We start from the raw sequence: 22,019 nt of genomic DNA, 5'->3' as shown, positions 1-22,019 counted from the left end.
CAACCAGGAGTGCGAACGATGAATTCGTTCAAAACCTTCAATGCGAAACTGCGCCCTCTCGCCAGCCTGGCACTTGTGTCGCTGATCGGCATTGGCGTTGCCGCTTGCTCCGAAGCCAAGACCGAGACGGTGGCGGCGATACGCCCCGTCAAGGTGGTGGAGATCGCCAGCGCCGGCACGACCCGCGAACTCGACTATTCGGGCGGGGTGAAGGCGCGCACCGAGATGAATCTCGGCTTCCGCGTTGCAGGCAAGATGACCGAACGCGCCGTCAATATCGGCGACAAGGTGAAAACGGGCGACCTTCTGGCCCGCATCGACCCGACAGATTTCCAGCTTGGGGTAAGCAGTGCGGCGGCCAATCTCGAAGCAGCACAAAAGCAGGTCGAGACAGCCCAGCTTGTCGACCAGCGCGCCGAACAGCTGTTTGCCAAGAAGTTCGCCTCCGAAGCCCAGCGCGAGCAGGCTGCACTGAGCTACAAGCAGGCGATGTCGCTGCGCGATGCGGCAGCTTCGTCGCTGAAGCAGGCCAAGAACCAGGTCGGTTATGCCGAGCTTCGCGCCGACCAGAACGGCATCGTGACCGCTGTCAACGCCGACACCGGCCAGGTTGTCGGCGCCGGCACGCCGGTGGTCAGTGTCGCGGTGGACGGCGAAAAGGAAGTGCAGATCGCTGTGCCCGAACTGGAGATCGCCCAGTTCGCGCCAGGCAAGGCGGTCAGGGTCAGCTTCTGGTCGGACGACAAGCTCACGCTCGACGGCACGGTGCGCGAGGTCGCCGGCAGCGCCGACCAGCAGTCGCGGACGTTTTCGGTGCGCGTCAGCCTGCCTGACGACGCACGTGTGCTGCTTGGCATGACCGCGAAGATCTCGGCGTCGGTCAACAATGGCAAGGAATTCGTGTCCATCCCGCTAAGCGCGCTCGCCAAGCAGGACGGCAAGCAGATCGTGTGGGTGGTCAACAACGACCAGCAAACCGTGCATGCGCGCGACATCAAGGTCGCGAGCTTCGCCGACGATGGCGTTGAGGTCGCCGACGGACTGAAGCCGGGCGATATCGTGGTGGCGGCCGGCACCCAGTTCATGACCGAAAACCTGAAGGTCAAGCTGCCGACTGCCGAACAGCGAGCGGCGGCGAACGAAACCACCGCCACGGTTCGCTGAAGACAGATCCCGCTAGGTGCCGCGCGGCCGATGGGGCCGCGGACGCCACAGAACATTGAACCTGCGCATCAGCTGTGCCGGATGACGGCACCCTTGCGCCAGCGTGGAACCACGGCCATGGACAATTCCAGCCAGGACAAGAAGCCCTTCAACCTGTCGCGTTGGGCGATCGGGCATCCGAGCATCGCGCGGTTTCTGTTCGGGCTGATCATCATCACCGGCGCGCTCGGCCTGATGCGCATGGGCCAGAGCGAGGACCCGGATTTCACCTTCCGCGTCATGGTGGTGCAGGCGGTATGGCCGGGCGCCTCGATCGAGGAGATGCAGGACCAGGTCGTCAACAAGATCGAGCGCAAGCTGCAGGAAACGCCTCATCTCGACTGGGTGAAGTCCTATACCCGCGCCGGCAGCGCCATCATCACCGTGCAGGTCAAGGGCAATACGGACACCGCCCAAGTGAAGGACGCATTCTACCAGGTGCGCAAGAAGGTCGGCGACATTTCGAGCGAGCTGCCGCAGGGCCTGATCGGTCCGTTCTTCAATGACGAGTTCGGCGACACCTTCATCACGCTGCATTCGATATCGGGCGAGGGCTACAGCTATCCCGAGCTCAAGAAGATCGCCATCAAGGCGCGCGACATGCTGCTGACGACGCCGGGCGTCGAAAAGGCCGTCATCCTCGGCGACCAGCCGCAGCGCATCTATATCGACGTCTCCTCCAAGGCGCTGGCCGAGCGCGGCCTTACGCTGAACGACGTGCGCGCCACCATTGCCGGCCAAAACAACATCGATCCGGCTGGCGCTGTCGACACTGGAACGCATTCTGTGCGTATTTCGGTCGAGGGCGACCTCTCCAAGGCATCCGATATCCGCGAGCTGCGCCTGCGCGCCGGCACTCAGGTCACCCGTCTCGGCGATATCGCCACGGTGACGACTGGTCTCGAAGACCCCTACCAGCGCAAGTTCCGCTTCAACGGCCAGGACAGCGTCCAGGTCGGCGTGGTGATGGCCAAGGGCTTCAAGGTCACCGACGTCGGCAATGCCGTCGAAGAGACCTACAGGCGCTTCGAGGAATCGTTGCCTTATGGCGTGTCGGTCGAGCAGATCTCCAATCAGCCCGAGGTGGTGACGGAAGCCATCGGCGAGTTCATGAAGGCGCTGATCGAAGCCCTGCTGATCGTGCTGGTCGTCTCGTTCCTGTCGATCGGCTGGCGTTCGGGCCTTGTCATTGCGATCACTATTCCGCTGGTGCTCGCCGCCACCTTCGCGGTCATRTACCAGTTCGGCATCGACCTGCAGCGCATTTCGCTCGGCGCGCTGATCATCGCGCTCGGATTGCTCGTCGACGACGCTATGATCGTCGTCGAGATGATGGAGCGAAAGCTCGAGGAAGGGCTGGTCAAGATCGACGCGGCTTCCTTTGCCTATTCGTCGACGGCGTTTCCGATGCTGACTGGCACGCTGATCACCACGGCAGGCTTCATCCCCGTCGGCTTTGCCGCTTCGACGGCGGGCGAATATGTGCGTTCGCTTTTCTACGTCGTCGGCATCGCCTTGGTGATCTCGTGGTTCGTGGCGGTCTACTTCACGCCATGGCTCGGCAACATGATCCTGAAGCAGCGCAAGCATGCCGGCAATCATCACGACGCCTTCGACACCAACTTCTACCGCCGGCTGCGCGCCACGGTGAGCTGGGCCGTGCGTCATCGCATCATCGTCCTGGTGATGACGCTGGTGACGTTCTTCGGCAGCCTGTTTGCCTTCCAGTTCATTCCGCAGAACTTCTTCCCGCAGTCCTCGCGCCCCGAAATCCTCGTCGATCTGTGGCTGCCCGAGGGCACCAGCATCAAGGAGGTCGAAAAGCAGGCCGAGGCGCTGGAAGCGCGTATGATGGACGACCCAGACAAGAAGTTCATCGCCACCTATATTGGCGAGGGCGCGCCGCGCTTCTTCCTGCCGCTCGACCAGCAGCTGCGCAACCCGAACTACGCCCAGCTCCTGATCATGGCCAATGACGAGCCGGCGCGCGAAAGGCTGATCGTCAAGCTGCGCACCATCCTGGCCGAGGACTTCCCGTCGATCCGCGGCAAGGTCGACCGCCTGTTCCTTGGGCCGCCCACGGGCTGGCCAGTGCAGCTGCGCGTGATGGGCCCCGACAGGACCGAGGTCAGGCGCATCGCCGACGAAGTGAAGGCGAAGTTCGAAGCGACGCCCGAACTCAGCGCCATCCACGACGACTGGCTTGAGCCGGTGCCGGCGATGAAGCTGGTGGTCGATCAAGACAGGGCGCGGGCGCTCGGCGTTTCCTCGCAGCGCATCCGCCAGATGCTGCAGGCAACGATGCAGGGCGCGCCGCTGGATGATTTCCGCGACGGCGAGGAGACGGTGTCGATCGTTGCACGCGAGCCGGAGGCCAACAGGCATCTGCTGTCGGCGGTCAACTCGGTCTATATCCCGACCGACTTCGGCGGCTATGTTCCGCTGTCGCAGGTGGCCAAGGTGGTGCCTGTGATTGAGCAGGGCATTGAATGGCGCCGCGACCGTCTGCCCACGATCACGGTTCGGGCGACGTTGCCCGACCACATCCAGCCCAACGACGTGGCGATGAAGCTGTATAGCGACCTCAAGCCGCTGCGCGACGGCCTGGCACCSGGCTACAAGRTCGAGATCCAGGGCGGWGCSGAGGAYKCSGCCGAAAGCCAGGCYTCGATCGCCGCCAAGGCGCCGGTCATGCTGCTTGTCATCGTGCTTTTGCTGATGGTGCAGCTGCAGCACTTCGGCAAGGCGATGCTGGTGCTGGCGACGGGTCCGCTCGGCATCATCGGTGCGGCGGCGGCGCTGCTGATCTCGGGCGCGCCCTTCGGCTTCGTGGCGATCCTGGGCGTGATCGCGCTGCTCGGCATCATCATCCGCAACTCGATCATCCTTGTCGACCAGATCGACCAGGACATCGCGGCGGGCATGGAACGCTACGAAGCGATCGTGGGGGCGGCCGTACGCCGCTTCCGGCCGATCGTCTTGACGGCGATGACGGCTGTGCTGGCGCTGATCCCGATCTCGCGCGGCGTGTTCTGGGGCCCGCTCGCCTACGCCATGATGGGTGGCATCCTCGTTGCGACGGTCTTGACTATCCTGGTGCTGCCGGCCGGCTATGCGCTGTTCTTTGGACGCGAGCCGAAGAAAAAGGCGGACGAACCGGAAGTCGTGGACCACGGCAACGTCACCGAGATCGCTCCCCGTCCGGCACTGGCTGCGGAGTAGGGATAAGCACAACCATGTCAGCGCAGGCGGATTATCCTGCCTGCGCGGCGTCAGGGAGCGGTTCGGTCTCGACCCTGTCTTGATCGAACTGGGCGGCTCCAGCCAGTGGACTGAGCCAATGCTCGCGCCTCTTGACCCAGAGCTCGTACCCCGGGGTAAGGTCGGTCGGAACGTCATCCAGGCTGCCGATCGTGACTTCGGCTTCGCCATCGCTCAGCCATGCGACGCGGCCACCGCAGGTCGTGCAAAAGCTTCGGTTGGCATAGGTGCTGGTGTAGCCGGTCTCCTGCTCGAAGGCCTCGATAGGCCACACGGCATAGGCCGCAAATGGCGCGCCACTGCTCTTTCTGCAGTCAGTGCAGTGGCAGATGCCTACCCGGAGCGGATCGCCGCTCACGCGGAACGTCACGCCGCGGCAAAGACAGCTTCCGGAGCGGATGGGGGTCGCAACAGGGTCCTGCATGGCACGTCTCCTTTTCGAACAAACGGCGGCATCTGCTTGTTCGTTCCCACCTAAAAGGAGAGCCTTGCTTGAAGCAATGAGGTACCGCCTACCCAGAGCCTGGGCGGGTGGCTAATCGGCCGCCCGCATTGCGGGCATGTTGGCGCCATTCTGATGCAGAGTCAGGCTTTTCGCCTGGCCGCTTGGAGCGACGTCGAAGCTGATCTGGGCGTTGACGACGGTGTAGAAGAATTGCGTCTTGCTCTCGGGAAAAATCTGTGCCTTAGGCTGGCCGGTTGCCTGGGCGAAGAGGTGTTCGCCCTCGCGCGTGATGGTCAGGATGAAGTCGGGGCTCAGCGGGTAGTCACCGACATAGCCGTCATAAATTGCCGGGTCGATGGCAAAAGCCACACGTTCTTTCGGTGGCTGGGCAAGCGGCATGCTGGGGTCGAGCAGGTGTCGGGCGATGTCGTCGACGCCGATTTCGGTCGATGTGTTGGAAAGCGCCACGACGCCGATGCCTTTGGCTGGCATGAAGCCGAGGAAGGAGCGGTAGCCGCCGGTGCCGCCATTGTGCCAGATCAGTTGGCTGTTCCCGACACCTGAGATGACCCAGCCAAGCCCGGTCTCGTCGTTTTCGCCGGTCGGACGCCGGGTCGCCAGGGTGGTGGCGAGTGCTGCCTGAAGCGGCGAGGGCCGCGCACCGAGCAGCAGTTCGAGATAGTTCAGCTGGTCGTTTACGCTCGACAACAGCGCACCGGCGCCGGCGAGCGTCGGCAGATCCCAGCCGGCAACGGGCGCGAGTGTCTGGTCATGGCCGTTGGCAAGCCGGTTCTTCATGTCGGGGTAGACGGTGTCGGCGGTCGACAACATGTCGAGCGGAGCCAGGATGCGCTCGTGCAGCAGGCTACCATAGTCGGTGTCGGCGTGTCGGGCCAGGGCGTGGCCGAGAAGCCCCATGCCGAGGTTCGAATATTCGTACTGGCTGCCGATGTCGCGGGGCAGGGCGTAGTCGGAGAGAAAAGCGTAAAGCTGCTCGACAGTGTAGTCGGCGTAGGGATTTTCGAGGTCGGCTGGTTCGAGATTGCCAGGCAGGCGAGGCAGTCCCGAGGTGTGGGTCGCGAGATCGGTCAGGGTGATCTGCCTGCCGCCGCGTTCCGGTACGGTCACCGTTTCGGGCAGATATTTGGCGACCGGGTCATCCAGACCGACTTCGCCGCGCCCGGCCATTTCGGCGAGCAGCAGGGTGGTGAAGGTCTTGGTGATCGAGCCGATTTCGAACACGGTGTCGCCGTCGACAGGGCGGGCATAAAAGGCACCGAAGCGGCCATGGGAGACGATACGCCTGCCTTCAGGACCAAACGTGCCGACGACGATGCCGAGGCTCTGCCTCTGCTCATCGATACGTTCGGCGAGGATGTGCTTGATCTCGGCATCGGAGGGAAAGTGCGACGGAACTTGCACAGGAACAGAAACGGTCATCGCTCGAAATGCCCTCTCATCTCAGACGTGGATGGCGGCTGATATCGAGCGGAGATTACATCAGCATGGCGGAAATGGAGCGGGTGCTGTCTGTGTGCCACATTACTCCCTCACCCGACCTTCGCTACGCTCGGTCGACCTCTCCCCGAGGGGAGAGGAGGTCTAAGACGTTGGCGCGCATGCCTTTTCTCCCCAGCGGGGAGAAGGTGGCCGCGAAGCGGCCGGATGAGGGGGCATTTCAGAACTTGAACGACAGCTATTTTCCTTCAATCGCTGCTGCATTGCTCATGAGATCAGCCGGCGTCAGGCCGACGAGTTCGCGGTAGCGGTCAGGGTCGGTGGCGCCTTCGGTGACGACCAGCAAAACCCGCGAGCTGGCGTCGAGGCTGATCGCCGTGCGCATTTCGGGATCGCGGGCGGCGGTGAGCAGGCCGGCGAGACCGGCGCCGCCGCTTTCGCCCGCAACAATCACCGGATCATGGCCGAGCGGGCGGGCGAGGCGGTTCATCACTTCGACCGCCGTTTCGTCCTCGACGGTTATGAAGGCGTCGGCGACGCGCGACAGGATACGCCAGGCGAGCAGCGAAGGTTCGTAGCATTCGAGCATCGCCATGACCGTCGGCTCGCCATGGGCTAGCTTGACCGGCTTGCCGGTGCGCGCTGTCTCGAAGATGCAGGCCGCGCGTGCCGGGTCGACCACGACGAAGGTCGGGCGCGCTTCGCCGAAGCGGCAGGCGAGATAGGCCGAGGCAGCAGCCGCGATGCCGCCAACACCGGACTGGATGAAGACATGGGTCGGCGGCACCGGCAGCTTTTCCAGGGCTTCGCGCATGATCGCGGTGTAGCCCTGCATGACCAGGCCGGGAATGCGCTCATAGCCTGGCCAGGAGGTGTCGGAGACGACGGTCCAGCCGTTTTGCGCGCAGACGCGCGCGGCCTCAGTGACAGAATCGTCATAGGTGCCGGCGACGCGGATGATCTCGGCACCGTAGCGGGCGATGGCCGCGATCCGCGCGTCGCTGACGCCACCATGCACGAAGATGACGGATTTCGCGCCGACCAACTGGGCGCCTTGCGCGACCGAGCGGCCGTGATTGCCATCGGTGGCGCAGCCGAAGGTCATGGAGGCGGAGATTTTCGCCACTTCGGGGTTGTGCAGTTCGGTGATGTCGACCGGGCGGCCGAGCTCTTTCTCCGCGGCTTCAAGCACGAGGCGGATGACGGCATAGGCGCCGCCGAGCGCCTTGAAGCTGCCGAGGCCGAGGCGGTAGCCCTCGTCCTTGAGATGGATGGCGCCAAGCCCAAGCTGGTTGGCGAGCGCGGGCAGCGAACGCAGCGGCGTTGGTCGGTGATTGGGCCGGTGCGACAGGAAGTGCTCGACCGCCTCGGCGGCAGCAACGCCGAGTGTTTCGGCATCGACCGCTTCAAGCGGCTTGCGATAGTCGGGGTGCTGGTTGAGGATTAGCATGGTGCGAGGCTCCTGTTTCCACGCATTGATATTGCGTGACAGGCGAGAAAGGCGCTCTAATTAGTGGCAAGTGGTGCAAGTTTGTTTCGCGGGGGCGCTGATGTTGAAACATGCCGGGCAGGGAAACGACCTCGACGCCTTTGACCTCAAGATCCTCGATATCCTGCAGCACAACAACGCCACGCCGCAGCGCGAGATTGGCGAGGCGGTCAACCTGTCGGCGCCGGCGGTGCAAAGGCGCATCAAGCGCATGGAGGAGAGCGGCGTCATTGCGGCCAATGTCGCGGTGATCGATCCCGGCAAGGTCGGGCGGCCGATCACCGTCATTGTCGAAGTCGAGGTGGAGAGCGAGCGGATCGACCTGCTTGACGCGACCAAGGCGAGCTTTGCCGCCGCATCCGAAGTGCAGCAATGCTACTATGTCACCGGCGAGGCGGATTTCGTGCTGATCGTGACGGTGGCCAGCATGGGCGAATATGAGGCGCTGACGCGGCGGCTGTTTTTCGCCAATCCCAACATCAGGCGCTTTCGCACGCTGGTGGCGATGGATCGGGTCAAGGCCGCGCTGACGGTGCCGCTAGGTGCTTGATATTCAGGTGAGGTCGGCTTGCAAATGGCAGCTTCCTGCGCTTCCTGAATCTCAAACACCTAGAGCACGAAAAAAGGCCCGCCGAAGCGGGCCTTTGGAAGCATCTCAGACTTGCCTAGTGGCGACCAGCGACGGTACCCAGATCGGAAAGCGGGTCGAGGCTGAGCGTGACGTCGCAGGGCGCGCAGAATACGGCGCCCGGCATGTGGTCGCTCTCGGCCAGGGCAAACCTGACGGCGGATTCCTTGTCGGCGAAAATGCCGCCAACCATGCCCAGTTCATCGCTGACAACCCAGCGCCCCTGGGGATCGCGGCCGACCATGAAGCGGTGGCTGTGAAGTGCGGGGTGAATGTCGCGAGCTAGAGTGCCCATGGTCGTTTGCCTTTCTCGATCGTCGCGGCGAATTGCCGTGCGGCCAGCATTGCTTTGGTGATGTGATGCGCCCGCCATAAGAATTCGATCGGCGGCAAGGTGCGAAGAAATTCAAATCCTATAAATGCCGGCTGGTCGACGTGGCGCGGGCGGCCATGCGTGCGGGGCGCAGCGTACGCGAGAGGTGCGCCTGCGCTTCAAGCCCTGACAGGGCATCGCGGATGGCCGAGGCCGTATTCGGCTCGACTTCGACCAGCGGCAGCCGGACATCCGGTGACATCTTGCCCATCAGGTGAAGGGCATGCTTGACCGGCACAGGATTGGTTTCGAGTTCGAGCGCGGCAATGAGCGGGCGCAGGCGGTTCTGGGTTTCGCGTGCCGTGTGCGGATCGCCGCGCCGGCAGGCGTCGTGCATGGCGACACAAAGACGTGGCGCCAGATTGGCAACCACCGAAATGGTGCCTTGGCCGCCCATGGTGTTGAAGCCAAAGGCGGTGGCGTCGTGGCCGGACAGCCAGATGAAGCGGTCGCCGAATTTTTGGGCTGATGTCATTACCCTGGAAAGGTCGCCGGTCGCATCCTTGAAGCCGACGATGTTGGGGATATCAGCCAGCCGCTCGATGGTGGCGGGGGCAAGGTCGACGCCGGTGCGCGCCGGCACGTTGTAGACAAAGATAGGGATGTCGACCTTGGCGGCGATGGTCTCGAAATGCCTGACGATGCCGGCTTGGCTCGGCTTGTTGTAATAGGGCGTGACCATGAGGGCTGCGTCGGCGCCGAAATCGCGTGCGGCCGCGGTGAAGGCGACAGTCGATTCGGTGCTGTTGGTGCCGGTGYCTGCTATGACCGGCACGCGCCCGGCGGCGACCGTCACGCAGCGGCGGATGATGGCGATGCGCTCATGCCACGACAAGGTCGGGGCCTCGCCCGTCGAGCCGCAAGGAACAAGGCCGTTGATGCCTTCGGCGATCTGCCAATCGACCAGCGCGGCAAGGCTTTTCAGATCGACTTCGCCATTCCTGAATGGGGTGACGAGTGCGGACAAGGCGCCCGATACGCGGTGGCGAAGCTGCTCAGTGGTCATGGCTGTGAGGGTCATGGCTGTGGGCCCGATCGTGCTGGAGGAAATTGGTGGCTCGCCTGCGGCGAACCAAGGGTTGCTGCTGAAAGCTCATCAGCAGCGAAGCAAGGACTGAAGCCGCCAGATCGGCATGCTCGCCCTTGCAGGCCCGACTGCCGTCTGTGGTGGCGTAGCGCATCGAACACACCCAGTGTCCCGCGTGGTTCCTGATGCTTTCGATGGATCTCGGCGGTTCAGCACTGGCGGCCAGCAGCAGCACGGCATCGAGCAGTGCGTCGGCTTCCATCAGCGCGCGGAATTTTCGGCGCGACTGCAGCGACCGGTCGTCGGGGTCATCAAAACCGAGGATGTCGGCGGCGGCCCAGACGTGGTGCTCGCGGAGGATCCTGATATCGGCGACACGGTCGGCCAGCGCAGCGATGTTTTCCTGCTTCATGATGAAGCAACAGATAGTCCTTCACCGCGTGTGAATTCGAGAGAGGGAAGAGGCGAGCTTTATAAGAATCGCATAGGGGCGGGCCTCGAATGGGCGTAGCCGCACGTGAGTGAAACGCCTCAAACAACTGCGCTGGCGCGAAACGAACTTGCGTCGACGAGGCGCAATGAGAGCGCAATCCTCGCCGCCCAAGGGCTAGAAAAGCTGGCTAGTCGGCCGCTGATCTGCACGGGAAAACGATGATCCTCTACTACCAGACCCATTCGCCCTTCGCCCGCAAGGCGCTCGTCTTCGCTCATGAGGTCGGCATCGCCGACCGGCTGGAAGTGGTCCATCACGAGACTAGCCCGACCTTGCGCAATGCGCGCGTCTACGCCGAAAACCCGCTCGGCAAGGTGCCGGTGCTGCTACGTTCGGATGGTGGAGCGATCTTCGATTCCGACGTCATCTGCGCGTATCTCGATACGCTGCATGACAGCCCGAAATTGATCCCAGACAGCGGCGAGGCGCGCTGGCAGGCGCTGCGGCTGCAGGCGTTGACGCAAGGGCTGGCACAGACGGGCATTGCCTTGCGGTGGGAGACGCAGCGGCGACCCGAGCATCTGCGCTATGAGGCGCTAGCAGAAGGTTTCAGGGAAAAGATCGAAGAGACCTATGACTGGCTCGAAGGCGAGCTCGATGACGATGCGCTGCATGTCGGGCATGTGGCGCTGGCGACTGCGCTGTCGTGGATGGCATTCCGCGACCTGCCATCATTTCGCGGGCGCAAGCGATTGACGCGCTGGTTCGATGCGTTCGAGACGCGTCCATCGATGCTGGCGACGCCGCTGTCGGGCGAGACGCACCACTGAGAGGATACCGCAGCGGTACGGTATCAACGCACAAGCTTGTCGTATTCAGCGTGAGAGCCGATCCAGAACCAAACGAAGTCACCATCGAGCTTCATCGCCAACGCGCGGTGATGGAGACCAACGCGCACGGACCAATATCTRCCAATCGGTTTCAAATGCAGAGACGGATGATACGGGTCCTTGCGCAGCAGCGCAAAGTTTCTATCGGCAAGTTGTCGTACGGGTTTGGGAAGAAGATCGTATGCCGCCCAGAATCTGGAACTGGCGTGATGAATCAAAGCGGTCGTGTCCGGCCGGCCTTCAATTCGGCCAATGCCTCATCAGCGAAGCGGTCCAGCTTTCCAGCTGACGCGTCGGCCTCGATCTGGCGATCCCAGCGCTCGGCCTGCAGTTCGGCGAACCAGGCGGCGAACTGCTTCAGCTCGTCTTTCGACAAGGCTTCTACGGACTTTTCGATCTGCTCAAGCTTGGTCATGAGCGAAAGATAGCACGGAGATAGCCTTAGACAAGCTGCCTACCGTCCCGGTCGTCCCGACTTGCTTGGCCGCTTCTTTTCGCGCGCGGCTTCGGCCGGATCCTCGTAGGAGCCTGCACCGATCTTGGCGCGCTTGACTGGTTTGACGCTTTCGATGGGCTTTTCCGTGCGGCGGACGGTCATTTCGTCGAGGCTGTTTTTCTTGAACAGCGATTTGGACGCATCGTCCGGCACGCCGTAGTCGGCGCCATGCGCCTCGTCCGCCGACTGCTTCTTGAACAACGAGCGCGGAATGGCGCCGGCTGGCGTCGCCATGTCGGTTCCTGGGCCCATGTCGTCGATATGCGGCTTGGCGAACAGCGACTTGCCTGCGGGAACCGCACCATCCGCGCCCATTTCGTCGAGCTTTGGCTTGCGGAACAGGTTCGGCCGGCTAGCCTTGGCCTCCTCCTCGGCGGCACGCGCCGCGTCGAGTTTGCGGAAACGTTCCTGCTCCTCGACCGTGCGATGCTTGGCCACGCCCTTGTTGTGCTTGCCTTTTTCGCGGCCGGAAGCCGGGCTTTCCATGTCGGCATATTTGGCCATCGGGTCGTCGGAGATGGCGAGTTCCATCTCGCGCAGGCGCTTGATCTCGTCGCGGATGCGGGCGGCCTTCTCGAAGTCGAGATCGGTGGCAGCGTTGCGCATCTGCTTTTCGAGCGCTTCGAGGTGGGCCTTGAGGTTGTTGCCCATCATCGCACCGGCTTCGTCGGTGAACTGCGAGATGTCGGCGCGGACGTGGTCCTTCTCGTAGACCGAGTCGAGGATGTCGGAGATGCGCGACTTGACGCTTTCCGGCGTGATGCCGTTGGCCTCGTTCCACGCCTTCTGTTTTTCGCGACGGCGCATGGTTTCGGCCATGGCGCGTTCCATCGAGCCGGTGATCTGGTCGGCGTAGAGGATCACTTTCCCGTCGACGTTTCGCGCCGCGCGACCGATGGTCTGGATCAACGACGTCTCGGAACGCAGAAAGCCTTCCTTGTCGGCGTCGAGAATGGCGACGAAACCGCATTCGGGAATGTCGAGGCCCTCGCGCAGAAGGTTGATGCCGACCAGCACGTCGAACGCACCGAGCCGGAGATCGCGGAGAATTTCGATACGTTCCAGCGTGTCGATGTCAGAGTGCATGTAGCGGACGCGGATGCCGTTTTCGTGCAGGTATTCGGTCAAATCCTCGGCCATGCGCTTGGTCAGCACCGTGACCAGCGTGCGGTAGCCGGCCTTGGTCGTTTCGCGGATTTCGCCGACGACATCGTCGACCTGGGTTTTTGCAGGACGAACCTCGACGGGCGGGTCGATCAGGCCGGTCGGGCGGATGACCTGCTCGGCGAAGACGCCGCCGGCTTCTTCCATCTCCCAATTGCCGGGCGTCGCCGAAACGGCGACGGAAAGCGGGCGCATGGCGTCCCACTCCTCGAAGCGCAGCGGCCGGTTGTCCATGCAGGACGGCAGGCGGAAGCCGTATTCAGCCAGCGTCGCCTTGCGCCTGAAGTCGCCGCGATACATGCCGCCGATCTGCGGCACGGTGACGTGGCTTTCGTCGATGAAGACCAGTGCGTTGTCAGGGATGTATTCGAACAAGGTTGGCGGCGGATCGCCGGGGCGGCGGCCGGTGAGATAACGCGAATAGTTTTCGATGCCGGCGCAGGAGCCGGTGGCGTCGAGCATCTCCAGGTCGAAGCGGGTGCGCTGCTCCAGCCTCTGGGCCTCGAGCAGACGGCCAGCCTTTTCAAGCTCTTGCAGGCGATGCTGCAGCTCTTCCTTGATCGACTTGATGGCTTGATTCAAGGTCGGGCGCGGCGTCACATAGTGCGAGTTGGCGTAGATTTTTACGCTCTTGAGGTCGCCCGTCTTCTGGCCGGTGAGTGGATCGAATTCGGTAATGGCATCGATTTCGTCGCCGAAAAGCGAGATGCGCCAGGCCGAATCTTCCAAGTGGGCCGGGAAGATTTCGATGGTGTCGCCGCGCACGCGAAACGAGCCGCGGACGAAGTTGATGTCCTGGCGCTTGTATTGCTGGGCAACAAGATCGGCGAGGAGCTGGCGCTGGTCGAGTCTGTCGCCGACCGCCATCTGGAAGGTCATGGCGGTGTAGGTTTCGACCGAGCCGATACCGTAGATGCAGGAAACCGAGGCGACGATGATGACGTCGTCGCGTTCGAGCAGCGAGCGCGTCGCCGAGTGGCGCATGCGGTCGATCTGCTCGTTGATCGTCGATTCCTTCTCGATATAGGTGTCGGTGCGCGGGACGTAGGCCTCGGGCTGGAAGTAGTCGTAATAGGAGACGAAATACTCGACCGCGTTGTCGGGGAAGAACTTCTTGAACTCGCTGTAGAGCTGTGCGGCGAGCGTCTTGTTGGGCGCCAGGATCAGCGCCGGGCGTTGCGTCTGCTCGATCACCTTGGCCATGGTGAAGGTCTTGCCGGAGCCGGTGACGCCGAGCAGCACCTGGGTGCGTTCGGCCGAATTGACGCCTTCGACGAGGTCCTTGATGGCGGTCGGCTGGTCGCCGGCCGGTTCGAACTCCGACTGCATGACGATCTGGATGCCGCCTTCGGACTTGTCCGGGCGGGCAGGACGGTGCGGTACCCAGATCTCGCCGTCCTTGTGCAGCGGGTTGCCGCTTTCGATCAGCGCCGACAGGGCCGCCACCGTTGCGGTGACGCCGGAATTGGACAAGGACGCCGCATCTTCGAGCGAGATGTCGAGGCCGGCGACCGGGCTGAGACCGGCGGCGGTGCGATCCTTGGCCGAGGCGGCACCCCCCATCGAGGTGCCGCGCGACGAGCGGGTCGGCGCCGAACTTTTCTCGGGAATCTTCTTGGCTTTGGGTTGAGGCTTTTCGGCCTCCTTGGCGATCTGGTCGGCCCAATCGGCGATGGAGCCGGACAATGGCGCGCCGGTGAATTCGGCCTGCGGCGCTTCGCCCAAGCCAGGGCGATGCAGCGGCTCGGAAGCGTCGAGGAAGTCGGTTACGCCATTGCCGCCGCGCTTGCGCGGGGCGGCACGGTTGTCAGCCCCCGAAACGGGCGATTTCTTGTCAGGAGATTTGGCCATGGCACAAATATGGGGGGTATCCGGAAAAATGGAAAGGGCGCGGGAGCCGGAAAGCCGGTACCCGCGCCGATGCGCTTAGGCGCTCCTGACATCAGGCTGTCAGGAAGTCGTCACCTCGGGCAGGGAAAGCCGGGAGCGATCTTGCAGTTGGCGCCGGGCGGACGCGGCCGGGGAGGACGTGGATTCGGCGGACGATTCCAGCTGGGAGGCGGGCGATTCCAGTGTGGTGGGGGCCGGTTCCAGTGGGGCGGACGATAGTTCGGTGGCCGAATGAAAATCGGTGGTGGCACCACGACGACTGGGGGCCGGTAGTTTGGGCGCGACAGGAAGTTGGCGGAGACCCAGCCACGAAGCCGGTCACCACGGATGTTGCACCAATTGTCCTGGCAACTGCGTATGTCTACCGGCGTGCCGGCCAGGAGCATGCCGGTGCGGTCATAGCCGGTGCCGGGGCCGGCGCGGACATTCACATTGCCTGTGGTAAATCCGTTCGCGGCCGAGGCCGCCGCCGGCAGAATCACCACGCCGGCCAGTATGGCGGCGGCAGTGACAAGTCTTCGAAAACGCATGGGCAGTGCTCCAGACCGAATTTCAATTCGAACGGTTGCAGACTACTGCCTATCCCCGCGCGCGCCAGTGTGTTGGTATCATTATCCTTTACGCCCGCGTAATTGCACTGTTGGTCCCGCCGAAGCTACGGTTTGCGGCGACGTGTTTGCGCGATCGCCCATGAATGCTAGATAGCGTTCGCTCAATTCCGGACCCAGGCATCAATGATCCCAGTGACCAGCAGCCCGACGCAGCGCATGCCCCAGACATTGTTGGCTTTGACGCGATGAAGATCGCGCATCTTGTCGGCCATGGCGCGCTGAACGGCGTTGCCACCAGCTCGCGCATCTTGATCCAGGCACAGCTCGATGCCGGGCATGAGATCATGCTTGTGCATTCGCTGAACTCCTGGATCGAACATCAGCCATTTATCGGGCCGATCCAGATCATGGGTTCGAATTTTGCCACCACCCCGTCCGAGCTTCGCCGCGTCGGCTATGCCATTCGCGATTGGGGCGGCGAGATTGTGCATGCGCATGGCAGCCGTGGCAACAAGTTCGGGCTGGTTTTCCGCTGCGCGGCAGGCACGCCGATCGTGATGACGGCGCATGCCAGGCAATACCAGCTGCCGTGGCTGTTTGCCCATGAGGTGATCGGGCTCAGCCAGTGGACGGTGGATTATTACATCAAGCACTGGCTGGTTTCGCGCCGGCACATGCATCTGCTGCCCAATATGTTCGACGTCTCCAGGATCGAGGTCACCAGCGCTGCCCGCAAGGCGCAGGCCCGGGCGACCCTAGGCATTCGCGACAATGCGTTCCTGATAGGCTCGGTGGGACAACTGGGCGGGCGCAAGAACCAGATCGACATGGTCAGGGTGCTGCGCGAGTTGGTGGCGAAGGGCGTCGATGCCGAATTGCTGGTGATCGGCTCGACCGATCAGGGCAAGGACATCATGCCCGATTGGGGCGCCGCCATTACCGCAGCTGAGGTGCAGGGCAGGATCCATCTGCCCGGACTGCGCCAGGACACGCTGGAGCTGCTGCCGGCCTTCGACGTTTTCCTGATGACGTCACGCGACGAGCAGGCGCCGATCGCGCCGCTGGAAGCCATGGCGACAGGCTTGCCGGTGCTGTCGACGCGGGTCGGCAACATGGTCGATCTGTTGCCGCCAGAACGCACATTCGTGGTCGGCGACGTGGCCGGCATGGCGGCTGCGGTACTGAAGCTGCAGGATGAGACCGCGCGCCGGGAGGTGGGCCTGGCGGGGCGGCAGGAGATCGCGCGGCAACTCGACCCGCAGCGCATCGCCGGCGAGATCGACAAGATCTACCATCTGGCCATCAACCGTTCGAGCATGAAGCGCCGGCAAAAATAGACGGGGGCAGCGCGTGAGCGCCAGTCGCGCGTAATGAATTGCTGGTAGGGTCGAGCCGGTCAATTGCGGGCGCAGCGTGTCCAACTATCCATTTTCCTACAAGGTTTCCTGGCCGGCCCGGTTTCTCAAGCCGTCATTGCGCGGCGATGCTTCGGGCAATGTGCCGGCGCGTGGCGCGTTTCTGCCCAAGCCCGATAAAAGTGTGCGGCTGGCCTTCGTCGGCGATATTTCCGCTGTGGCCAATCGGCGGCCGCCGGTGTGCGACGCCGAACTGGCGGCGCTTCTGACGTCAGCCGATCTGGTTGTCGGCAATTGCGAAAGCCCCATCGTGGACAGGCCGAGCGCGCGGTTCGGCACCCTGGTCGGCACGCACCACGCCATGACGCGCGGGTTTTTGGCCGGTGCGCTGGAGGCCGTGGGCGTCGCACCGGGTCGTTTGGTGCTGTCGCTTGCCAATAACCATGTGCTCGACCAAGGCATTTCAGGGTTCGAGGCGACGCGGACGGCGCTCGATACACTTGGCATTGCGACGGTCGGGACGGCGCCTACGGTCACCAAAATTGCCGTTGGGCCGATGACACTTGGACTTGCGGCGTTCACGCAATGGCGCAATGCGCCTGCCGGGCAGTTTGCCGGACGCGTGGCAATGGCTGACGATTTTTTTGCCGCCGCCGACAAGGGGCTTTCTGACGGGACCGACCTGGTTTGCGCGGCGCCGCATTGGGATTGGGAGTTCCGGCATTTTCCGCGTGCCGAGACGCGCGCATGGGCACAACGGCTCGCAGAACTCGGCGTCGGGCTCATCGCCGGACATCACGCCCATGTCGTGCAGCCGATTGCGCGTATTGGCGACGCGCTGGTCGCCTATGGGCTCGGCGATTTTCTCGGCACCGCGCTTGCACGACAACGCTGGCCGGCGCGGATCGGGGCGATCTTGGTCGTCGAAGTCAGCGCCGATGCGCCAACACGCGGGCAGATCGCGAGCTATCGCCTGGTGCCGTTCGTGCGTCAGCGCGACGGCGACCGCGAGAAGATGGTGCCGCTCGAAAAGGCCGAAGGGCGGCTGGGGGCCAAGATGCGGGCGCGGTGGGCTGCGGTCCACGGCGCAAGTTAGTACGGCTTCACGAGTTGAGTCTGGTTCTTGCGCTATCTTGTTGATTTCGCCTGCAGGTGGGGGCCGATCGCGTGAATTGCTTTTGCGAAAACAGACGTCGATTTTCGCAACGACGGATAGGCAAAGCCGCTATCATCCGGCCAACAGCCGGCAAGGCTTTGGCATGGTGAGGGGGATTTTGTGAGCGCAACTGGTTTCATGCCTGACGAGGCGGCAATCGCGGGCATCAGGCGCGACATCGAAGGCTACGAGGCACAGCGCAAGGCAGCCGCTCGATCGGTGCGCTGGCGCGTGCCGCTCTATCTTGGCCTGCTGCTTGTGATTGTCTTTGGCTTGGCGATGGTGCTCAACCTTGGCGCCGATCCGTACGAGCAGTGGTTCTCGACGCTGCACATCTACCTCTACCTGGCAGGCTTCCTGCTCTCCTTCGCAGTCTATGTGCTGGCATCGAGCGCTGGCGGCAGCCTGCAGGCATCACTGCGGGACAAGCTGCTGCCGACCGCGTTTGGCTTCATCCAGGACGTTAGGCTTCAGAAGGCCGTTTCGCCGGAGAGCTTCGCGCGGCTACCGCGCGAGAGCGTTGGAGACTATGACGGCAGCGTGTTCGACGACGTCATCTCCGGCAGTTACGACGGGTTCTCATTCGAGCTTTACGAGGCGGCGCTGTGGAGGCGCTCCGGCAAAGTGAATGTCGAACTGTTCGATGGGATCATCGTCGCCTTCGACATGGTCAAGCCTTTTCCAGGCATCCTGATCGCGACGGTCCGGACCAATGCGGTGATGAGCTTTTTCAGTGAAATCTTCGGCAGCCAACTGAAGGAGATCAGGTCGGGGGTCCAAGAACTCGATATGGCCTATGAATTCCGAACCGCCAATGTCRATGCCGCGCAGCCGCTGGTGTCAGGGCAGATGGCGCAGGCGCTGACCTGGCTCAAGGAGACCTGGCCGGGGGAACCCGCGCGCCTCGCGCTCAAGGGCAAGGACGGATTCCTGCTGTTGCCGCACAAGAAGAATTTCTTCGAGCTGCCGGCCTCGAATGTGCCGTTGGACTACAAGACGCATATCGAACCGATGATCGCCGACATGGCGACGATGCTGGCGATCACAGCGCTGGTGCGCAAGATCGGGACTTGAGACCGTAGAGCCTGTTGGAGCATGATCTTTTCCGAAAACCGGTTCCCACTTTTCGGGATCATGCTCTAGCCGAAGCGCAGCTTCAGCCCGACGATGGCGAGGATGAAGACCAGCGTGATCGAGTTCGACAGGATCACCGGCAGCGAGCCGATAGCGAAGCCGTAGACGATCCACAGCGAGATGCCGGTGGCGAGCGCTGCGTTGGTGCCGAGCGAGATGTCGCYGGTCTTGCGTTCGCGCAGGATCTTGGCGATCTGCGGCAGCCAGGCGAGCGTGGTCAAGATGGCGGCGACGGCGCCGACGATTTCGAACAGGGGGTTCAAGACGGGAGCTTCCCTAAAGCACAAATTGTGCGGCGCGAGCTATGCCAGATTGGCTCTCGGCTGTGAAGCGGATGAAATGGGCTGGATCAACGAAAAGCCGGCGCAAAACGTCGCGGGATCATGCCGAAAATGGTGCCGAGAAAATGTGCTTGTGCGGTAGCGACTAACGGTTTCGTGATCGCCGAATTGCAAATCCGGCACTCGCATGGCCGTGCGATGACGCAGATGTGACGGTCTCCAGGCTATGGAGGGCAAGGGCCCCGATGGTTTTGCCATGTTTGCAAATCAGCCCGAGCGAGGCTGGTTGCGTCGGAATGTGGCAGAAATAAGCTTATGATTCTGTTGGATAATTTCACGCAACGTGATTTGCTCTTGGCCGGTTCGGCGGTCAGTCTCCAGGTCGTTCGGCGGGCCTTGCTGCGAAAGCGAAGCCCGCGAGGACGAAGATAGAACGGGAGTACCTGACATGAACAAGTTCCTTGCAACGACCGTCGCCTCGCTTGCCTTCATCGGTTCCGCCTATGCCGCGGATATCGAAGGCACGGTCCAGTCGGTCGACGCGGCGACGCGTTCGATCACGCTGGACGACGGCAAGATCTATGTCGTACCCGAAAGCATCAAGGTCGATGGCCTTGCCGCCGGCGCCAAGGTGAAGGTGACTGTTGACGACACCACAGGTGCCGTGACCGCGATCGAAAACGCGTCGTAAACGTCCTTTGCGAACTCGCCCTGCCCGTATTGCCGTCCCGCCCGGACAGGGCGAGTCCCATTCTCGACACCTTCCAAGCACTCATTTCGGCCGACCCCATGCGGGTCGGCTGTTTTTTGAGGCGCGCTGGCAGCTCTAGAAACCGATATTTTGGGCAAGCCAGCTGGACGAGCGTTTTGCCACCGCAAGCGTGCCATCGGCAAAGCGGTCGAGGCCGGAGCGCACCAGCGCATAGCCATTGGCCGTGCGGTAGAGCACCGAGCCATTTTCTTGTGGCGTACCCGCGGCCGGCTGGACCTCAGGGTGGATGGCAGGCGCTGAGGCGAGCTGCGGATCGGCGAAGGTCGTGGTGCGGCAGATGCCGGTGACCAGGGGATAGTCGTGGTTGCCTTCGCGCAAAATGCGGCTCTTCATCGCCGCCTCGCAGTCGGCGACAGAAGTCCACTGCGCCGGCGTCTCGCCGATATATTCGCAAAGCTTGGCATCGCAGTCGCAGCCAACGATGGTCATGGCGACAAGGGCTGACTTGATCACGGTCCGAATCCTTCGGGTTGGTCACGAAGCGAGTTCTCGGCTGCGATCGCGGCGCCAGTTAGCCGCAATCATGGCATGATGGTGGCGTGCGATTGCTATTTTGTGGTGTGGTCAGGAATGTCTGGGTCTGTCTACCGGTCGAGGCCAGCTGCCTTGCGCAAGGCGTCGTTCATCCGTGTCTGCCAGCCCTCGCCATCGGCCTTGAACTGAGCGACGACTTCCGGGTCGAGTCTGAGCAGGACGGACAGTTTCTTGTTCGGTGAGCGAGGACGGCCGATCTTGCGGCGAAAGAGCTCATCAGCGGGTTGGGCATCCGGGTCGGCAACAGCATCGGCTGTGATGGCGCGGTCTTCATCGTCGGAAATATCTTCGAGAGAAATCAAGGCGCGTCGCCGCGCGTCCGCCAGCCTGGCAGTTTCAGTGGCCGACTTAGAAACTTTGGACATAAATCTCGATCTCCCGTCTGTTGGCTTTGCGCAACGAGATGATGCGAATGAGCTTTATGTGTCCGCCCCTCCAGACAATTACCGTATATACGAAAACGTGCGCCTACGCAAGTATTTCTGTATATACGCTAACGTCGTGTCTGTTTCGGATGTGAACTTCGCAACCTTTCCCTTGCGCATTTGCCTGTGCGGCTAACAATGGCGCCGGAGGGCGGCGGTGTTTACGCTGTGGGGGAGGGTTTTGTTTCGTGAAGATCGGCGTCGTCAGGAATCCGGTGGCCGGTGGCGGCAGGCTGGGATCACATTGGACGGAAGTTGCAGCCGCACTTTCCGAACGCTTTGGCGATGTCGAATTCCGCGAGACTGAAGAGCCTGGCGATGGCGCAACGATCGCGCGCGACCTCGTGGCGCTCGGCTGTGGACTGGTGGTTGCCGCCGGCGGTGATGGTACGATCAGCGAAGTCGCCGACGGGATCTTGCAGATGCAGGCCGAGACCGGGGTCGCGGCGGTGCTCGGCGTGCTACCGTGCGGTACGGGCTCGGACTTCGCCCGGGGCATGGGCATTCCGGTGGAAGTCAAGGCCGCGATCGCGCGTATCGCCGAAGGCGAGGACCGCCTCATCGACGCCGGCCGCATCTCCTTCATCGACGAGCATGGCCGGCTGGCGAGCCGTCATTTCGTCAATATTGCAAGCCTGGGCATGTCGGGTGCGACGGTGCGTGCGGTGAACGCGGACCGGCGCAAGGGCCGCGTTTCGGCCAAGGCGCTGTTTTTCTGGCGCACGGTGACGGAGTTCGTGCGCTACCGTTTCCAGGAGGTGCGCATCGTTGTCGACGACGGCGCGCCGGTCGAAGCCAAGGTGGCGCTGGTGGCTGTTGCCAATGAAAGGTTCTTCGGTGGCGGCATGATGATCGCGCCCGATGCTGTTCCCGACGACGGTCTGTTCGACATCGTCATTCTGCGCGCGGCGAGCAAGCTCAGGCTGATCTTTGACATCCGGCTGCTTTATGGCGGCCGCCACCGCGATCATCCCGCGATCACCATCCTCCGCGGCCGCAAGGTGATGGTCGAGCCGCTGGGCGACCCGCTCGCCAACGCGGCACTGACCGATAT

At 62.8% G+C, this 22,019-nt stretch carries 21 protein-coding genes; 9 read left to right on the top strand and 12 right to left on the bottom strand.

Annotated elements, in window-relative coordinates:
• Positions 1-18: 18 nt before the first annotated feature.
• Positions 19-1,164: an efflux RND transporter periplasmic adaptor subunit gene (locus AC1DUU_RS02515; protein ID WP_476781838.1), complete on the top strand. Its 1,146-nt coding sequence runs from the start codon at positions 19-21 to the stop codon at positions 1,162-1,164.
• Positions 1,165-1,281: 117 nt separating this feature from the next.
• Positions 1,282-4,425: an efflux RND transporter permease subunit gene (locus AC1DUU_RS02510; protein WP_476781837.1), complete on the top strand. Its 3,144-nt coding sequence runs from the start codon at positions 1,282-1,284 to the stop codon at positions 4,423-4,425.
• A 31-nt stretch (positions 4,426-4,456) separates the two neighbouring features.
• On the opposite strand, the gene AC1DUU_RS02505 is transcribed toward AC1DUU_RS02510, so the two are convergent.
• The 3 genes from AC1DUU_RS02505 to AC1DUU_RS02495 all read right to left on the bottom strand — a co-directional run bounded on the left by AC1DUU_RS02505 (position 4,457) and on the right by AC1DUU_RS02495 (position 7,817).
• The gene (locus AC1DUU_RS02505) at positions 4,457-4,888 is read right to left on the bottom strand and encodes a GFA family protein (protein WP_476781836.1); all 432 of its coding nucleotides are present in this window, start codon (positions 4,886-4,888) and stop codon (positions 4,457-4,459) included.
• Positions 4,889-4,999: 111 nt separating this feature from the next.
• A complete protein-coding gene (locus AC1DUU_RS02500; protein ID WP_476781835.1) occupies positions 5,000-6,349 on the bottom strand; it encodes a serine hydrolase in 1,350 nt (449 codons plus the stop codon).
• A gap of 256 nt (positions 6,350-6,605) precedes the next feature.
• Positions 6,606-7,817 carry a diaminopropionate ammonia-lyase gene (locus AC1DUU_RS02495; RefSeq protein WP_476781834.1) on the bottom strand — a complete coding sequence of 404 codons (1,212 nt, stop codon included), beginning with the start codon at positions 7,815-7,817 and terminating at the stop codon, positions 6,606-6,608.
• Between the two features lie 100 nt (positions 7,818-7,917).
• Here AC1DUU_RS02495 and AC1DUU_RS02490 point away from each other — a divergent pair, with 100 nt between their 5' ends.
• Positions 7,918-8,406 carry an Lrp/AsnC family transcriptional regulator gene (locus AC1DUU_RS02490; RefSeq protein ID WP_476781833.1) on the top strand — a complete coding sequence of 163 codons (489 nt, stop codon included), beginning with the start codon at positions 7,918-7,920 and terminating at the stop codon, positions 8,404-8,406.
• A gap of 115 nt (positions 8,407-8,521) precedes the next feature.
• Here the strand turns inward: AC1DUU_RS02490 and AC1DUU_RS02485 are convergent, their stop codons facing one another.
• The 3 genes from AC1DUU_RS02485 to AC1DUU_RS02475 form a co-directional block, all read right to left on the bottom strand.
• Entirely contained in the window at positions 8,522-8,779 is a 258-nt protein-coding gene (locus tag AC1DUU_RS02485) for a hypothetical protein (protein WP_476781832.1), read from the bottom strand.
• A 118-nt stretch (positions 8,780-8,897) separates the two neighbouring features.
• Complete coding sequence (dapA, locus tag AC1DUU_RS02480; RefSeq protein WP_476781831.1) at positions 8,898-9,878, bottom strand: 4-hydroxy-tetrahydrodipicolinate synthase; 981 nt, start codon at positions 9,876-9,878, stop codon at positions 8,898-8,900.
• Positions 9,853-10,296, bottom strand: coding sequence for a hypothetical protein (locus AC1DUU_RS02475; RefSeq protein ID WP_476781830.1), 444 nt, complete (start codon positions 10,294-10,296; stop codon positions 9,853-9,855). The genes dapA and AC1DUU_RS02475 overlap by 26 nt, the downstream gene beginning before the upstream one ends.
• 239 nt (positions 10,297-10,535) lie before the next feature.
• Between AC1DUU_RS02475 and AC1DUU_RS02470 the strand changes: the two genes are divergently transcribed.
• Positions 10,536-11,147: a glutathione S-transferase family protein gene (locus AC1DUU_RS02470; RefSeq protein ID WP_476781829.1), complete on the top strand. Its 612-nt coding sequence runs from the start codon at positions 10,536-10,538 to the stop codon at positions 11,145-11,147.
• Positions 11,148-11,421: 274 nt separating this feature from the next.
• Here the strand turns inward: AC1DUU_RS02470 and AC1DUU_RS02465 are convergent, their stop codons facing one another.
• The 3 genes from AC1DUU_RS02465 to AC1DUU_RS02455 all read right to left on the bottom strand — a co-directional run bounded on the left by AC1DUU_RS02465 (position 11,422) and on the right by AC1DUU_RS02455 (position 15,287).
• Positions 11,422-11,622: a hypothetical protein gene (locus AC1DUU_RS02465; RefSeq protein ID WP_476781828.1), complete on the bottom strand. Its 201-nt coding sequence runs from the start codon at positions 11,620-11,622 to the stop codon at positions 11,422-11,424.
• Positions 11,623-11,661: 39 nt separating this feature from the next.
• Positions 11,662-14,718: an excinuclease ABC subunit UvrB gene (gene uvrB / locus AC1DUU_RS02460; RefSeq protein ID WP_476781827.1), complete on the bottom strand. Its 3,057-nt coding sequence runs from the start codon at positions 14,716-14,718 to the stop codon at positions 11,662-11,664.
• A gap of 110 nt (positions 14,719-14,828) precedes the next feature.
• Positions 14,829-15,287, bottom strand: coding sequence for an SH3 domain-containing protein (locus AC1DUU_RS02455; protein WP_476781826.1), 459 nt, complete (start codon positions 15,285-15,287; stop codon positions 14,829-14,831).
• 164 nt (positions 15,288-15,451) lie between these two features.
• On the opposite strand from AC1DUU_RS02455, the gene AC1DUU_RS02450 reads away from it, so the two are divergent.
• The 3 genes from AC1DUU_RS02450 to AC1DUU_RS02440 all read left to right on the top strand — a co-directional run bounded on the left by AC1DUU_RS02450 (position 15,452) and on the right by AC1DUU_RS02440 (position 18,893).
• Positions 15,452-16,645 (top strand): glycosyltransferase family 4 protein, encoded by a 1,194-nt coding sequence (locus AC1DUU_RS02450; protein WP_476781825.1) that lies wholly within the window; start codon positions 15,452-15,454, stop codon positions 16,643-16,645.
• Positions 16,646-16,721: 76 nt separating this feature from the next.
• The gene (locus AC1DUU_RS02445) at positions 16,722-17,759 is read left to right on the top strand and encodes a CapA family protein (protein WP_476781824.1); all 1,038 of its coding nucleotides are present in this window, start codon (positions 16,722-16,724) and stop codon (positions 17,757-17,759) included.
• A gap of 180 nt (positions 17,760-17,939) precedes the next feature.
• Complete coding sequence (locus AC1DUU_RS02440; protein ID WP_476781823.1) at positions 17,940-18,893, top strand: DUF3137 domain-containing protein; 954 nt, start codon at positions 17,940-17,942, stop codon at positions 18,891-18,893.
• Between the two features lie 65 nt (positions 18,894-18,958).
• On the opposite strand, the gene AC1DUU_RS02435 is transcribed toward AC1DUU_RS02440, so the two are convergent.
• Positions 18,959-19,216: a SemiSWEET family sugar transporter gene (locus AC1DUU_RS02435; protein WP_476781822.1), complete on the bottom strand. Its 258-nt coding sequence runs from the start codon at positions 19,214-19,216 to the stop codon at positions 18,959-18,961.
• A gap of 466 nt (positions 19,217-19,682) precedes the next feature.
• Between AC1DUU_RS02435 and AC1DUU_RS02430 the strand changes: the two genes are divergently transcribed.
• The gene (locus tag AC1DUU_RS02430) at positions 19,683-19,925 is read left to right on the top strand and encodes a DUF1344 domain-containing protein (RefSeq protein WP_476781821.1); all 243 of its coding nucleotides are present in this window, start codon (positions 19,683-19,685) and stop codon (positions 19,923-19,925) included.
• Positions 19,926-20,060: 135 nt separating this feature from the next.
• Here the strand turns inward: AC1DUU_RS02430 and AC1DUU_RS02425 are convergent, their stop codons facing one another.
• Positions 20,061-20,459 carry a hypothetical protein gene (locus AC1DUU_RS02425; RefSeq protein WP_476781820.1) on the bottom strand — a complete coding sequence of 133 codons (399 nt, stop codon included), beginning with the start codon at positions 20,457-20,459 and terminating at the stop codon, positions 20,061-20,063.
• Between the two features lie 131 nt (positions 20,460-20,590).
• On the bottom strand, positions 20,591-20,905 hold the full coding sequence (locus tag AC1DUU_RS02420) for a BrnA antitoxin family protein (RefSeq protein ID WP_476781819.1): 315 nt from the start codon (positions 20,903-20,905) through the stop codon (positions 20,591-20,593).
• Between the two features lie 248 nt (positions 20,906-21,153).
• On the opposite strand from AC1DUU_RS02420, the gene AC1DUU_RS02415 reads away from it, so the two are divergent.
• The coding region (locus tag AC1DUU_RS02415) for a diacylglycerol/lipid kinase family protein (RefSeq protein ID WP_476781818.1) at positions 21,154-22,019 on the top strand (866 nt) is incomplete at its 3' end.

This window comes from Aminobacter sp. P4_H6_2, from assembly GCF_056400805.1.
The sequence above is the reverse complement of the archived record's forward strand: the minus strand, read 5'-3'. Positions and strand labels throughout refer to the sequence as shown.